We start from the raw sequence: 14,555 nt of genomic DNA on the forward strand, positions 1-14,555 counted from the left end.
TGTTGGCACTATGGATCGCCAGATTGTCTGCTTCGGAATTCCTGCCTTTGAAATCGCCGTCGCGCGGCTGCATGATCCCAGCTTCTCAACTCAACCACTGGCCATCGCTCCGTTAAATACGTCCCGTGCCATCCTGTGTGAAATCTCATCCGAAGCCGAAGGTGCTGGCCTTGGGATAGGCATGTCCGTCGAGCAAGCGCGACGGGTCTGTCCATCCCTGCACGTCCTCTCGCCAAACCCTGCTCGCGTCCGCACGGCGGAGGAATCGCTGCTTCAGGTCGTGAGACGCTATGCTCCGGTCTGGGAACCGGTTCAGCCCGGTTCCTTCGTGATGGATCTGACTGGGACTGGACGACTCTTCGGACCAGCATATGATGTGGCAGCGAAGGTCCAGCACGAAATTCTCGCTCAGTATCGGCTGGACGGGGTCGCCGGCGTGGGCAGCAACAAGCTCGTGGCACAGACCGCGGCGATGCTGATTCAACCCTCTGAACTATACGATGTTCGGCCTGGGTCTGAGCCGGTCTTCATGGCCCCGCTCTCGGTACGTACCCTCCCAGACTTGCAGCGACCCTGCATGCGGCAGGTGTTGACCAGGCTGGATGACCTGAACCTCGACACACTTGGCGACGTGGCGGAGAATCCTCTTGATGCCCTAGAGGTCGCGTTAGGGGATTATGCGAGCCAGCTCTCTCGCTGGGCACAAGGGATCGATTCATTGCCGGTGTCGCCGCCGGCGAGTCAGCCTCATCTCGAAGAGACGGTCCTCCTCGATCCAGATGAAATCGATGATCCCGTGCTGACCGGTCAATTGCTCAATGCGCTGCAACGGCTCTGCCGGACGCTGCGGAGTCAGCGTCGTGTCTGTGGCCGTCTGTCCCTCACGATCCGGTACAGCGATCACCTCGAAGTCACGAAACACGAGCGTGTCACTCCCGAGACCTGCTGGGAATGTGACCTGTCACAGGTGGTGCTCTCACTCTTTCAGAAATGCATGCGTCGGCGGATTCGCTTGCGAGCCATGATCCTGAGCATGGCGGGTCTCACCGGCTATGCCGAGCAAGGCGTGCTGTTCGATGCTCGACCACTTGATGAGCAGCGCAAACAGGACCGAGCGAAGAAACTGTCTGTCGCCCTGGACACCCTGCATGCCCGGTTTGGTGAGCAGGTCATTCGGTATGGCAGGAGTAGCTGAGTGGCCTTCGTCCAGCTTCACACACATTCATCTTATTCTCTGATGTGGGGCGTCCCGACAGTGGAGGCCCTCTGTCAGACAGTCAAACAGCAAGGACAGGACTTTCTCGCCCTTACGGATACAAACGGGCTCTACGGCGCGATCCGCTTTCTCGATGTCGCGCGCGAGCATGGACTCAAGCCGATCTTGGGCGCGGAGCTCGTCTCCGGTCAGCACCGGGCCGTGCTCCTCGCAAAGACCGTTACAGGGTACGGCAATCTTTGTCGGATTCTGTCGGCTCGTCACTGTGATGCGTCCTTTGATGTCATCAAGACCGTTGCGCAACATCGAAGCGGACTGGTGATGTTGTCCGATGATCCTATTGCGTTGGCCGCTTGGCAGGCGGAGTCAGCAGACGATCTCTACGTCGAGCTCACGCCAGGGCCAGCTCTCCAAGATGCGGTCGCGTTGAGCCGCCGACTCAGACTGCCGCCAGTGGCCACCACTCGCGCGGCGTTCATCCAGCCGGCAGACTATCAGGCCCATCGGCTGCTACGCGCTATTGCGGAGAACACGACGCTCTCACGTCTCAAGGCCGATCATTGTGCCCTCCCCTCTCAGTGGCTCATGCCTGAATCGGTGCTTGCGCGACATCTACCACATGTTCCGGAAGCTATCACCAACACGCGACAGATTGCCCAACAGTGCCACACCGACTGGGACTTCAAACAGACCATCTTTCCCTCCTTCCGTCAGCTGTCCTCGGATACCGCCTTTGAGACGCTGCACCGCAAGACCTACGAAGGCGCCATCTGGCGCTATGGGACTTTGTCTCCGACAATCCGACAGCGGGTCGAAAAGGAACTCACGGTGATCCGTGACAAGGGCTACGCCGACTACTTTCTCGTGGTGGATGAAATTGTCCGCCAAGCGCCGAGAACGTGTGGCCGTGGCTCGGCTGCGGCCTCGATCGTGTCCTATTGTCTGGGCATCACGCATGTGGATCCCATTCGACATAACCTCTTGTTCGAACGGTTTCTCAATCCTGGCCGTCACGATCCACCTGACATCGACGTGGACTTCCCTTGGGACGAACGGCCGGCCATTCTGGAATGGGTATTCAAGCAGTATGGACATCAGCATGCCGCGATGGTGGCGAATCAGAACACGCTAGCTACCCGTGCCGCCTTACGCGAGATTGCAAAGGTCTATGGCCTGCCAGCCGCTGAGATCGGCAAGGCGTTGAACTTTCTCCAGCGTCGAGCCGACTTCGTCGAGGTGCAACCAGGCAAGACCGTGCAAGACTGGGCGCGGGATGTCTGCAGGGCGTTGAACTTGAGAAATCCCTGGCCGGAGATCCTCTACTGGTCGACACAGTTGGACGGGCACTTCCGAAATCTGGGACTCCACCCCGGTGGCGTCGTGTTGGTTCCGGATGAAATCCGGCGCTATGTCCCGGTGGAGATCTCCGCCTCCAACTTGCCGGTGATTCAATGGGAGAAGGACCAGGCAGAAGAGGCTGGATTGGTCAAGATCGACCTCCTCGGCAATCGCTCGCTCGCCGTCATCCGTGACGCCATCGCAGCCGTCGCCCGGAATACGGGACATGTGATCGACTATGCGACCTGGGATCCGATCACTGATCCGGCCAGCAATGATCTAATTCGGCGCGGTGAGACGATGGGCTGCTTTTATGTGGAGTCTCCCGCGACCAGGCTGTTACTCAAGAAGCTCTGGGGAGGGATGCCTCCAGAGCGACGAGCCGTTGCGGATGTCTTTGAATATCTTGTTGTCGTGTCCTCCCTGATTCGTCCGGCGGCGAATACGTTCACCGAAGACTTCATTCGACGCGCTCACGGCGAGCACTACACCTCTCCACATCCCATCCTTGATGAGATTCTCTCTGAAACACACGGCATCATGGTCTACCAAGAAGATGTCATGAAGGTCGCGGTGGCTCTGGGTGGATTCTCGGTGGAAGACGGCGATCAGCTTCGGAAGGTGTTGAGCAAGAAGCACAAGGAACGGCAACTGCGAGACTATCAATGCCAGTTCTATCAGGGAGCCATGGCACGTGGTGTGGAACGTCGCGTGATCGATGCCATCTGGACCATGATCATGAGCTTTGCCGGCTATAGCTTCTGTAAGCCGCACAGTGCGAGCTATGCGCAAGTGAGTTTCAAATCGGCCTACCTGCGAGCCCACTACCCTGCCGAATTCGTTGCCGCCGTCGTGAGCAATCAAGGCGGGTACTATTCGGCCTTCGCCTATCTGTCTGAAGGGAGACGCATGGGACTGACCATCCTTCCGCCTGACATCAATGCCAGTACCTGGGCCTACACTGGATCAGGCAAGGCGGTTCGGGTCGGGTTCATGCAGATCAAAGGCCTGCAAGAAGACCTCGCCAAGCGGATCATTGCGGAGCGAGATCAGCATGGTTCATATTGCTCGTTATCAGATTTCCTCTGTCGGATAAAGCCTGATTACAGCCAAGCAAAGTTGCTCATCAAGGCTGGGTGTTTCGATTCGATCGCCGGTGAGCTCACGAGACCGGCTCTTCTTTGGCGTGTCTTTGCCGCACAGGCGACCAAGCCACCGAGCTTCATTCCGATCCCTAGCGAGTATTCGGCCCCGAAAAAGCTGCATCATGAACTTACCCTCTTCGGCTTTCCACTCCACTGTCATCCGCTGGACCTTTTCCATGAAGTCAACACCTCCATCCCGCACATTCTCGCCAAAGACCTTGCGTTCCATGTCGGCGAGGTGGTAACCCTCATCGGTTGGCTCATCACGGAAAAGATTGTGTCGACGAAGAAGGGTGACCCGATGGAGTTCATGACTCTGGAGGATCAGACCGGGATGTATGACGCCACTGTGTTTCCCACCACTTACCGGCAATACTGTCATTTGCTCGCAACAAACCAAGCCTATGTGGTAATGGGCTTGGTCGAAGAGCATTTTTCGACCTTCACGGTTAGCGTGAAAACACTACAACTCCTGACCACCGGTGGAATCCCTACACCGAGTGAGCCTCTTGAGGAGCTAAGCGTGTAGACAGTACACTTCCGCTCCATGCCCCTCTCACCCCTGATTCGGTTCGGAACCTCCACCTGGGCATACGAAGGTTGGCAGAGTCAGGTCTACCTCAAGAAGTACGCCAAGACGACGTTCGCACGGGAATGCCTCGGTGAGTATTGCCAGTATCTCTATAATGGTGAACCTTGCTTTCGCACGGTTGGCAATGATTCCACGTTCTACCGTCCACCGACAGCCAACCAACTGCGACACTATCTCAATCAGATACCCGAAGACTTTGAGATGTGTTTCAAAGTCTGGGAAGAGATCACGGTTCCCATGTGGGCCAAGCAACCACGCTATGGCGTGAAGGCCGGACAACCGAATCCACGGTTTCTCGATGCGAAGCTGTTTAATGATTTGGTATTGACACCGTATCGCGAAGCGAGGTTTGAGCCGCATACCGGCCCCTTTGTGTTTGAATTCCAGCGGCATGGCATGTCTACCGATGAGTTCTGTACCCGACTAGACCACTTTTTTGCTCAACTCCCGAAAGAGTTCAAGTACGCCGTCGAGATCCGTAACGCAGGATTACTCGGTCCTGAGTATCGAGACACCTTAGCCCGTCATGGCGTGGCCCATGTCTACAATCATTGGTCCTATATGCCCTCGTTGGCAGAGCAACACAAACGGATGGAACGCTATACTGCACCATTTTCCATGCTGCGCTTATTGACTCCCTTGAAGATGACGTATGAGGCGGCGAAGAAACGAGCCGAGCCGTACACGAGGATAGTGGAAGAGCTTCCAGAGATGCGGCGAGACACCGTGGAGCTGCTGAAGAATGCAGTGGGAGATAAGCGACAGGCGTATGTCTTGGTCAACAACCGCAGCGAGGGGAATGCGCCGCTAACGATTCAAGCCCTATGGAGTGCGCTGCAGGACGCGCCGCTGTGAGGGTTTGCAATCCTCTCCGAGACCTTCACTTAAACCCTTTCCAGAACAGCAAAACACCTCTCAGCAGCAAAGTTTCGCTGTTTTACGGGTTCAGCTTAGTTCATTCCACTTGAGGGGAATTAGGGCCAATTCTGCTCTCAAGAGCACACGCATGGAACACGTAGGGTTAGTATCTAGATGCGTCGGATTCTCGTGAAGCAAACTGACCAGTCGTAGGATAGGCTCGGCTTGCCCTTCCTTGTCGTCGTTGCTCTTTCGCCTGTCTGGTAGGCTCGTGTGACCAGTGAATGGTCACTCACCGCCCCCTCTCTATTCGAGTTTCAACGGCACGGGATGTCCCCACCTTCTAATCTAAGCAGCTATTTCTGCCTTGTCATCCAGCTTACAGATTCCATTAACCTGACAGGCCTATGCTGCCCTCATGCGGCAAGTCGACTTCTACTTCCATAACAGTTGCCTGTCACGGCAATCGATACGGTTACTCGCGAAGGACGTTGAGGCAGTGTATCCAAGCTGGACCGTGACAGTTCATCCGCTCACAGACCAAGATATTGAAAGACTGGGCTTTTCAGTTTTGCCAGTTGTGCTCATCAATGGCCAGACCGTGGCGACAGGTATGCCGAGCAAAGAGTGGTTGCTCCGAAAGGTAACCGAGTCGAACCAGCGAGACCAGTGAAGGGTCAACCATGATCGATGTACCTCTTCATGTGACGCAGACTACGGTACAGGACAGAACGACCGAACACGCTGAGCGCGCCCAATACAATGCTGAACGCTCGCGCTACCTGACCGCACAGACGGTCTTGAGAGAGATTACCGAGACATTGGGAACTACGTTCGTGCCCAACTTGTTTGCCGGGCTGGAGAGAAAGCCAGCCTGTCTCGAGGCGACTTGGGAACTCTTCAGGGACGAGGTCGGTCTTGAAGCCCTTGACGCTCAAACCAGGCAAATCGTGGCGTTGGCCATCACCACGAACGAGAGTGGCACGTACCAGATTGCCGCATTCCCGCATGCCTTCCGGCTGAGTCCTGTGGGCCCAAGACGATGCGAGATCATTGAATCGATCATTCGAATGATTCACGCTTTCGAGTGCTATCTGTCCGACGTTGCGCCGGTCGTCACCCCGTCAATATCAACATCCGGAATGACTGTTGTGCCCACTCTTCATACGCCGAGACGACCGAAATGAGTCATGTGTTTGAGTGATAGATAGTGGGGCACTGATGAGAGAAACTTCGTCCCTAACGAATACTTGGTGGCTGCGCCTCACCTCTCCACAGTGGCGCTGGGTCTTGCTTCTCACCGGGGGCGCCGTACTGATTCTCGCCGCCTGGCTTGGATTCAGAAAGATCCCGACCACCTCCTTCGATCTGACACGCCACAGCGTTCCACTGGATCAGCTCGTTGACGGAGGACCAGGGAAGGACGGGATACCGGCCATCCTAAGGCCACACTTCGTCTCGGCTCAAGAGGCAACGTTTCTCCGCGATGAGAATCGAGTTCTGGGACTCCAAGCCGGCACAGAAGCCAAGGCCTACCCGATCAAGATTCTCAATTGGCATGAAATCGTCAACGACACGATCGACGGGAAGGCCGTCGTCGTCACGTATTGCCCACTCTGCGGTACCGGCATGGCCTTCGAGGCTGAGGCACAGGGGCGGCAACATACCTTCGGTGTCTCCGGCCTGCTCTACCAGAGCGATCTGCTCATGTACGACCATCAGACGGAGAGCCTCTGGTCACAAGTCGGCATGCACGCGGTTGCAGGCCCGCTGACTGGAAAGAAGCTCTCGCCGATTGTCCTGGAACATACGACGTGGGGGGAATGGCGCACCACCCATCCTTCGACAGTCGTCCTCTCGACCCGAACCGGCTCGGTCCGAGACTACGATCGCGATCCGTACGCAGGATATGGCGAAAACTCCGAGCTATTTTTCGACACCACCCATGTCGATTCACGCTACCACCCCAAGGAATGGGTGTTGGGAATCGAGATCGACGGTGCGGCCAAAGCGTATCCGTTTGTTGAGCTAAGGAAAATGCCGTCACCCGTGGCCGACCAGGTGAACGGGCGGCGGATAACCGTGCGCTTCAACGCACAGTCCCGCAGTGCTTCGGTGATTGACGAACAGGGGAAGCCGATCCCCACCGTGATGGCCTTCTGGTTCGCATGGTACGCGTTTCACCCGGACACACAGGTGTTTACTCCTCCTTGAGGAGTGAAGCTCTGCCGAAACGACATCCAAGGCAGACACCAGGCATCACCCCGTTGAGAAATCAGACGATCAGCCATATGTCCTTTGTCATTTCGAACGGAGTGAGAAATTTGGAAACGGGAGTGCAGAACTGATTTTTCCGTTGGTCGAAATGACACAGAACGAGAGCCATTGTGTCCACTGCAGAATCCGCGATTATTGAGCAACTCGAACAAACCTGGCCTCTTCAGGCCGTAACCGATAGGAGTTCGATATGCTGAACCTTCACGTTGTCGCGTCAGCGCTCGCGGGGCTGTCTCTCATCAGAGTCGGATGCGCGACCAGTTCGGACGTATCAAGCACCGACCAACTCGTGATTCAGCGTGGAGAGACAAACATCACCTACGGCATATACGAAGTAGCCAACTTGCATAACAAACTGGGGGCGCTGCTGTTCTTGATGGGAGATCTCACGCGAGCCGCCGAGGAGCTTCGCACGGCGATTCGACTCGATCCAGAAATCCCCGCCCCACATAATAATTTGGGGATGGTCCTGCAGGCCCAAGGGAATTCCGTTGGTGCCATCGGAGAGTTCTCCAACGCCATCCGGTTGAATCCCAATAATGTCGTAGCCAAGAGCAATCTCGGCTTTGCCTTGTTCGAGCGCGGGGAATTGGAGTCTGCCATCGAGCAATGGCAGACCGCCGTGAGCCAGGATGCTTCCATCGCCAGTGCCTGGGCCGGCCTGGGGCTTGGATGCTTCTCCTCTGGCTCCGTCGACAAGGGGCTCCAAAAATACCGCCAGGCGATTCGCTTGGATTCCAGCTATGGGGACGTGAATTATCTTCGGCTCGTTCGCCGTTGGAACGCAGCGTCATTGAGGGGTGCTGCTGCAATTTTGCATCTCCTGGAGACGCGACAGACGATCTCTGCCGAAACGGCGGTATATGAATGATACGAGCCTGGGGAATTCTTATTCTGATCATGGGTGCGCGGTCGCAGGTATAGCGAATGTCGTTTCAACGAACAGCCTACGATTTTTCAGCGGCACATCTTCCGGTCCACACATGGCAAAGAAGTCGATACAGCGCTCCTTGAGCGCGGAACCGGTCGATCTGATCCTCAACGGCCTGATCGGGTACGGATTCCGTTCCGCCACCAAGAGTCCGGTCGCTGAATTGATTCAGTGGGCGAATGGCACAGAAGCGCCGATTCTGGCACTCGATGTTCCGTCGGGATTGGACTCCACAACCGGTCACAGGCCCGGAGACTCCACCCAGCCTCGTTGGACCATGACGCTGGCGCCCTCCAAGACCGGACTGCTGCCCGAACACACCGGACAGCTTTTCCTGGCTGACATCGGCATTCCCCTGCAGACCTATCGCCGTCTGAGCTTGTCCTATGTCAATCCGTTCGCAAAGGGTTTCTGGGTTTCGTTGATCTGCCGGTCGTAACTCGCCCCCGCTGGAAGCGGCTCAATCCTGGCTACACCTGTTCTGTAAGGCACGTCACAGACCTCGGCATGAATGCGCTGTAACATGCCATCCTCCAATGAGGGGTCAAAAGTAGGTGAGAATAGTCATGCGAAGAAAGGCAGCGTTGAATGACGCGAGCCACCATGTGGCTGTACAAGGAGCTTCGAAATGCTGAAAAATGAGCGGCCACAAATCGGCATCTTTTTATCACTATCGACACTCGCGATCGTAGTACTCTGGATCGAAAGCAGTGGGGCCGTAGCTCAATCCTCCTTCGAAGCGCGCAATGTGATGACCAAAGGCACGGTCGAACTCAGTGGGGCGCTGGGCTACGCACAGGGCACGACGGTGGTTGGGAACGGCCCTTCCGCGAACCGGAGCGCTGTCTTTGTGATACCGCGTCTCGGGATGGTCCTGACTGATCCCCTGGGAACCGGCTGGTGGCAGGGCAATGTCGAATTCTTGGTTCAACCGGTGTTCGCCAGATTTACCCAACCGTTTGCGGCGGAAGCGGCAGGAGGGTCGTTCCTCCTGAAATACAATTTTCTCTCGTTCGGGCGATGGGTGCCGTTTTGGGATGTCGGCGCAGGCATGATCTGGACCAATCTGGCGCCGCGGATTCCGGAACAGAGCACGCAGTTTGAATTTGTCTTAGAGACCGGCCCGGGGGTGCATTATTTTGTGACGGACCGGATCACCTGGACCATGGGCGTGCGATTGCATCATATCTCCAATTCGAATCTCGGCGACCGAAATACCGGGATCAATGGGGTACTGCCCTATATTGGGCTTTCCTTCTTCACACCTGGATTCTTTTGAGGATACGGGAGACTGCATGGCAGCTACACGGACCGGTTGGCTGAAATTGGGAGCACTTCTCGTCGTCCTTGGCGGCGCCTACACGATGGCATCCTGGCTTGACCTCGGAGAACTGCTGAAGCCTGAAGGAATAACCGATCAACTCCGCGCAGCCGGTCCTTTCGGGCCGTTCGTGTTCATGCTGTTAATGGCCACGGCGGTGGTAATCAGTCCGATTCCCAGTTTACCTCTGGACCTCGCCGCAGGAGCAACCTACGGGGTAACCCTGGGAACGATGTATGCGGTCATTGGAGCGGAGATTGGGGCCATTCTTAGTTTTCTCATCGGTCGGTTTCTGGGACGAGAGGCATTGACCAGACTCCTTCGAATCGACATCATGTTTTGCGAACGTTGCTCGGACCGCCACCTGGCCCTGGTTGTTTTTCTATCCCGATTACTTCCGATATTTTCGTTCGACCTTGTCAGTTATGGCGCAGGACTGACGAACATGTCCCTGCGAGCGTTCGCGGTGGCGACGTTGTTGGGAATGACTGGTCCAACGTTTCTGCTGACCTATGCGGGTGAGCAAGTGGTCTCGGGAGAATGGGTGCTGATCGTCTTCGGCCTCGCCATGGTCGCCCTGTTGCTGTTCATCCCGAAATTAATGGTCCGATATCGGACCACGCGCTGGGTAGAATTCATACGAGGCGGAACTCCGGTCGCCGCCCCGGAGAGCGCTGTCGAGACGACTCTAGCTGGCCCCTGCTCCTCGTGCGGGGGACCATTGAGCTGAAGCTTTCGCGCCTCGCGGCTCCTGCTTCAAGCGACAGACCGACTGTGCTCGCCTCAGTCGCCATCGCCGGCACCTCTTACCGCTGTCGGCCTTCCCTAACCGCTTACTACCATTGATTCGTCTCAGACATGAGACCATACCCTTGGTGAAATCTCTTGGTGGTTGTGAGGCAGCTTACAGCCGGCAGACGGAGAAGTCAGATATAAAGGCACGTAATAAGGAATGTCCTGGCCATTTCACACAAAGGGGGAGGGGTTATGACCAAAGAGAAAAACAACACCAAGAGAGGAAACTCATCCACGACAGACCGTGAGAATGCGCAAGAAGACATCCGCGCTCTCGCCTACCAGCTCTTTTGTGAGCACGGGTGTGAACATGGGCATGATGTGGAGCATTGGCTGGAAGCAGAACGGCGGGTTCTATCAGGGCATCAGGACAATTGAGGAAAAATCTCGCAGAGCATCGCGCATTACATAATATTCGCACCACTTCTTAGCTGCTCATAGACGGGTGTGTGAACAGGTTGGGGCCGGTCCCAAACTGTAATCCACCTCACAGTTCTTTTCCTGTATCTCTCGTAGAACAGGGACGGAACAATAAGAAGCTGATGATGCATTATCGTGGATACGGTTCTGTTGACTGAAAAAACCTCTCCATCTATGCGCGCTCCATTTCGATTGCCTCTCATGATCCTGTTGGCAGGGGTGCTGCTCGCCTGGACTGTTTTGGCCAGTCCTCACCTAATTGAGCACGAGTTCGAGCACGGGAACCATCACTCGAATAGTCATTCGAGTCCACTTTGTACCTGGTTCTGTGCAGCCGGTCAGACCATAGACTCTGCGCTCCACCTCACCGACGCCCAGTCTGCAGGTACAGAAGCTCTCGACTCCTTGCATGCGTCCACTACCCGGAATGTCCCGCCATCTCACCCGTTCACCCGAGGGCCGCCCTCCGAGGCCTGATCGGTTTCAGCGACATCTCCTCATCAGCCCGATTGCGACCTCGCATAGAGTGGTCTCCGTGCCCTTGGCACGTCCACCCAGGAGGGTCGTGATGGGGCGTTCTCGTCATTTTCTCGGTGCGTCTTTGTGTTGACGGAAGACGTCAGCCGACTATCGAAGGAGCAGTACCATGCGATTTGCCCGTCAGGTGTCATTTCTCTTCGTTCTGGCCCTCACTCCCCTGTTTTTGCCATCGGAGGCGCACGCGTCCTGTGGCGCCGTCAGCTGCTTCGTGGTCATCGGAGCCCAGCAGCAGATCCCGCAACAAGGCCTGCTGACGGTGAGTGGGATCTACAACTATACTCCGATGCGGCTGCTGAGCGGCGCCACGGGGATTATTCCGGCGGCGGATCAGGCTCGGCAACGGTTGATTCTAGATCATCACCAGGAAGTTCGAACCATCACACAGAGCTATACGCTCGACTTCAACTATGGCGTCACGGATCGGTTTGCCCTTCAATTGACCGTGCCCTATCTCAAACGTAAGCATCTGCACATCGATGGGCTCGGTGAGTCTGCGACCGAGGCCGGCGAGCCGGTCAACTTTTCGGATAATGGCTTCGGCGACGTACGCCTGACCGCCAAGTACAACGTGTTGCCGACTCTTCGCCACAATATCGTCCTGGGGTTCGGCCTTGAATTACCGACCGGGGATACCCAGGCACGGGATAGTTCCGGGCAGATCTTGGAATCCCCTGGGCAATTGGGGCGTGGCCAGGTTGGTCTCATCGGCTCAATTTACCAAACCTATGAGCTGATTCCCCATCGATTGAGCCAGTTTGCCTTCGCCAGCTATCGCCATACTTTCCGCAATCGGGACGGGTATCAATTTGGAGACGAATACCAATTCAACGCGGGAGTGAATCTGGTCACGACTCCCTGGCTTGTGCTGATCAATCAATTCAACTTTCGCTATCTCACGCAGGACAACGTCACGGCCAATCTAGAGCAATCGGCCGCGCCGTTTGCGGGAGAAGAACCGACGGTGATCGATCCTCGTATCCTCGATCGCCGAGTGCCGAATACCGGATCCACCTACTTTGCCTATACGCCAGGATTTCAACTCGACGTCGGGCGACTCTTCACGTCTCAATATACAGAAGGGACGTCGATGTATGTTATGGCCCAAATCCCCGTGGCGCGGGATGCCAACAACAACCTTGCGCAGGGAACCAGTTTTATCTTTGGTATCACCCGTTCGCTTCAACTTCTGAAACCTCGATCCTAATCGTGGGCGACGGGCCTACATCCTTGCAGGTGATGGGAACGGACGATGTTCCCATCACCTGCAAGAAGCCGACTGATTGAAGGGCCGAAGACAAGAATCAGAACGCGAGGCGAGAAAGTGCGTCAGGTTTCAGAAGGGTGATCGTTCGCCCATCCATATGGATGAGCCCTTGGTCCCGAAACTGCCCCATAATGGTGCTCACGGTTTCGCGGCTGCAGCCGATCAGATTCGCCATTTCTTGATGAGTCAACTTGGCCCTCAGACGAATCCCCTGCTTGTCCACGACGCCATCAGTCTTCCCGACCTCACGAAGGAGGTGCGCTAAGCGGGCCGGCACATCGCGAAAGACGAGATCCTCGACGCGGCTCTGGATTTTCCTGAGCCGCAGGCCGATGAGCTTGGTGAGTTTTACCGTCACATTCGGATGCATCGCTAAGTACTGGTCGAAGTCTTTGCGCGGGATCACGCAGATGAGTGTGTCATCGAGCGCTTCCGCTGAGGTCGAGCGGGGAGCATCTTCCAAGACCTCCAGCTCACCGAAGACTTCGCCTGGCTCGAGAATCTCAAAGGTGACTTCTTTCCCGCTGGGGGCGGTATTGGCAATTTTGACTCGCCCTTTTTTCAGCAAATACACACTGCTACTCGGATCACCGGGAAGATAGAGCGGCTGTCGCTTCTTGACTTCCTCCATACGGGTAATCTTCTCCATCTCCTGCATATCGGACGAAGAAATACCGTCGAACAAGCGAATGTGCTTCAGGTACCACAGCTTATTCGAGGATGAGGAAGCCTGTTCCATGCGACTACTCCCAGTTCAGAACGACAGTCTAATGATTTATCCCCCATGAGGCAATACGTCGTTTCCGATGCCAAATTCCCTCAGTCGCGTTGCCTTTTTGAGACGAGACAGTAAACCAACCTACACCTGGATTGAATAAGGCTTGAATCGAGCATGTTATGGGCCTTTTTCCTGGCTGTCTTCTATCTACACACTGTGAACTGGCTCACAGAATCTCATCGCCACGTGAGGTATCGTGGAAGCATGTTGAGAGGAGATGCCTCCAGAAAACCTGAACTGAAGCAGCACCTCTATCTGGTTCCACGCACCCACACGAAGGGAGTTCAGTCCATGGAAACGCAGTGCGCAGACGGACATCAGGATGCCACGACCCATCCGATTTCTCCTTTGCATCAGGGCACGTTACCCGTTACGTCTACTAAGGCACATCCCTCGGGCAAGGTGATCATCGCTCTCATAATCGGACTGGCCATCGGGGCGTTCTTCTATTTCGATCTTGGCCGGTTCTTGTCCTTGGACGCTCTGAAAGACAATCGGGACGATCTGCTGGCATTTTCGGACGCGAATTATGTCGCAGCGGTCGGCATCTTCATTGTCGCCTATGCGATCGTTACGGGCTTGTCGTTGCCGGGTGCGGTCATTCTCACGCTCGCCGGCGGGTTCGTCTTCGGTGCCGTCCTTGGAACGGTATTCGTGAATTTCGGGGCAACGACCGGAGCCACCTTGGCGTTTCTCACCGCGCGGTATCTGTTACGGGACACCGTGGAGCAAAAGTTCGGACAATCGCTGAGACCGTTCCAAGAAGGCTTCGCCAAGAATGCCTTCAGCTACCTGCTGACCCTGCGACTGATTCCCCTCTTTCCGTTCTTTGTGGTCAATTTGGTATCAGGCCTGACCCGCGTGAACGCGGGAACGTACATCGGAGCCACCGCGCTCGGCATTATTCCTGGTTCGTTCGTCTATGCCTATGCAGGACACCAACTGGGGACCATGAACTCACTGAAGGAAATCGCATCGCCGAATGTGATCGGAGCCTTTGTGCTCTTGGGGCTACTTGCCCTCGTACCGGTCGTCTATAAACGATTTGCGGCCAACAAACCAGCGGCAGAAAATACATAG

General features: G+C 55.8%; 14 protein-coding genes. 13 read left to right on the top strand and 1 reads right to left on the bottom strand.

Translation table 11 applies throughout. From position 1 onward, the window contains the following. Window positions 1-10: 10 nt before the first annotated feature. From P0120_01045 to P0120_01100, 12 genes are all read left to right on the top strand, one after another. Entirely contained in the window at window positions 11-1,195 is a 1,185-nt protein-coding gene (locus P0120_01045) for a hypothetical protein (GenBank protein MDF0672914.1), read from the top strand. Then, a complete protein-coding gene (locus P0120_01050) occupies window positions 1,196-4,228 on the top strand; it encodes a DNA polymerase III subunit alpha (protein MDF0672915.1) in 3,033 nt (1,010 codons plus the stop codon). An 18-nt stretch (window positions 4,229-4,246) separates the two neighbouring features. Beyond that, the gene (locus P0120_01055) at window positions 4,247-5,146 is read left to right on the top strand and encodes a DUF72 domain-containing protein (GenBank protein ID MDF0672916.1); all 900 of its coding nucleotides are present in this window, start codon (window positions 4,247-4,249) and stop codon (window positions 5,144-5,146) included. A 421-nt stretch (window positions 5,147-5,567) separates the two neighbouring features. After that, window positions 5,568-5,822 carry a hypothetical protein gene (locus P0120_01060; protein MDF0672917.1) on the top strand — a complete coding sequence of 85 codons (255 nt, stop codon included), beginning with the start codon at window positions 5,568-5,570 and terminating at the stop codon, window positions 5,820-5,822. Between the two features lie 10 nt (window positions 5,823-5,832). Next, window positions 5,833-6,336, top strand: coding sequence for a hypothetical protein (locus P0120_01065; protein MDF0672918.1), 504 nt, complete (start codon window positions 5,833-5,835; stop codon window positions 6,334-6,336). A gap of 34 nt (window positions 6,337-6,370) precedes the next feature. Further along, on the top strand, window positions 6,371-7,363 hold the full coding sequence (locus P0120_01070) for a DUF3179 domain-containing protein (GenBank protein MDF0672919.1): 993 nt from the start codon (window positions 6,371-6,373) through the stop codon (window positions 7,361-7,363). 253 nt (window positions 7,364-7,616) lie between these two features. After that, the gene (locus P0120_01075) at window positions 7,617-8,297 is read left to right on the top strand and encodes a tetratricopeptide repeat protein (GenBank protein ID MDF0672920.1); all 681 of its coding nucleotides are present in this window, start codon (window positions 7,617-7,619) and stop codon (window positions 8,295-8,297) included. Window positions 8,298-8,409: 112 nt separating this feature from the next. Beyond that, on the top strand, window positions 8,410-8,796 hold the full coding sequence (locus P0120_01080) for an NAD(P)H-hydrate epimerase (protein MDF0672921.1): 387 nt from the start codon (window positions 8,410-8,412) through the stop codon (window positions 8,794-8,796). Between the two features lie 189 nt (window positions 8,797-8,985). Then, window positions 8,986-9,636, top strand: coding sequence for an acyloxyacyl hydrolase (locus P0120_01085; protein MDF0672922.1), 651 nt, complete (start codon window positions 8,986-8,988; stop codon window positions 9,634-9,636). 16 nt (window positions 9,637-9,652) lie between these two features. Next, window positions 9,653-10,408, top strand: coding sequence for a TVP38/TMEM64 family protein (locus P0120_01090; protein MDF0672923.1), 756 nt, complete (start codon window positions 9,653-9,655; stop codon window positions 10,406-10,408). 257 nt (window positions 10,409-10,665) lie between these two features. Further along, window positions 10,666-10,851 (top strand): DUF2934 domain-containing protein, encoded by a 186-nt coding sequence (locus tag P0120_01095; protein MDF0672924.1) that lies wholly within the window; start codon window positions 10,666-10,668, stop codon window positions 10,849-10,851. A 688-nt stretch (window positions 10,852-11,539) separates the two neighbouring features. Then, window positions 11,540-12,637: a transporter gene (locus P0120_01100; GenBank protein ID MDF0672925.1), complete on the top strand. Its 1,098-nt coding sequence runs from the start codon at window positions 11,540-11,542 to the stop codon at window positions 12,635-12,637. A gap of 97 nt (window positions 12,638-12,734) precedes the next feature. On the opposite strand, the gene P0120_01105 is transcribed toward P0120_01100, so the two are convergent. After that, window positions 12,735-13,436 (bottom strand): Crp/Fnr family transcriptional regulator, encoded by a 702-nt coding sequence (locus P0120_01105; protein ID MDF0672926.1) that lies wholly within the window; start codon window positions 13,434-13,436, stop codon window positions 12,735-12,737. Between the two features lie 330 nt (window positions 13,437-13,766). On the opposite strand from P0120_01105, the gene P0120_01110 reads away from it, so the two are divergent. Beyond that, complete coding sequence (locus P0120_01110) at window positions 13,767-14,555, top strand: TVP38/TMEM64 family protein (GenBank protein ID MDF0672927.1); 789 nt, start codon at window positions 13,767-13,769, stop codon at window positions 14,553-14,555.

This window comes from Nitrospira sp. (assembly GCA_029194675.1).
In the GTDB taxonomy this organism is placed as follows: Bacteria; Nitrospirota; Nitrospiria; order Nitrospirales; family Nitrospiraceae; genus Nitrospira_D.

Excerpts from the sequence above, each read along its gene's own strand:
- P0120_01045 (MDF0672914.1), top strand. The coding sequence starts at position 11 with ATGGATCGCCAGATTGTCTGCTTCGGAATTCCTGCCTTTGAAATCGCC.
- P0120_01110 (MDF0672927.1), top strand. The coding sequence starts at position 13,767 with ATGGAAACGCAGTGCGCAGACGGACATCAGGATGCCACGACCCATCCG.
- P0120_01080 (MDF0672921.1), top strand. The coding sequence starts at position 8,410 with ATGGCAAAGAAGTCGATACAGCGCTCCTTGAGCGCGGAACCGGTCGAT.
- P0120_01105 (MDF0672926.1), bottom strand. The coding sequence starts at position 13,436 with ATGGAACAGGCTTCCTCATCCTCGAATAAGCTGTGGTACCTGAAGCAC.
- P0120_01075 (MDF0672920.1), top strand. The coding sequence starts at position 7,617 with ATGCTGAACCTTCACGTTGTCGCGTCAGCGCTCGCGGGGCTGTCTCTC.
- P0120_01060 (MDF0672917.1), top strand. The coding sequence starts at position 5,568 with ATGCGGCAAGTCGACTTCTACTTCCATAACAGTTGCCTGTCACGGCAA.
- P0120_01090 (MDF0672923.1), top strand. The coding sequence starts at position 9,653 with ATGGCAGCTACACGGACCGGTTGGCTGAAATTGGGAGCACTTCTCGTC.
- P0120_01055 (MDF0672916.1), top strand. The coding sequence starts at position 4,247 with ATGCCCCTCTCACCCCTGATTCGGTTCGGAACCTCCACCTGGGCATAC.
- P0120_01070 (MDF0672919.1), top strand. The coding sequence starts at position 6,371 with ATGAGAGAAACTTCGTCCCTAACGAATACTTGGTGGCTGCGCCTCACC.
- P0120_01065 (MDF0672918.1), top strand. The coding sequence starts at position 5,833 with ATGATCGATGTACCTCTTCATGTGACGCAGACTACGGTACAGGACAGA.
- P0120_01085 (MDF0672922.1), top strand. The coding sequence starts at position 8,986 with ATGCTGAAAAATGAGCGGCCACAAATCGGCATCTTTTTATCACTATCG.
- P0120_01095 (MDF0672924.1), top strand. The coding sequence starts at position 10,666 with ATGACCAAAGAGAAAAACAACACCAAGAGAGGAAACTCATCCACGACA.
- P0120_01100 (MDF0672925.1), top strand. The coding sequence starts at position 11,540 with ATGCGATTTGCCCGTCAGGTGTCATTTCTCTTCGTTCTGGCCCTCACT.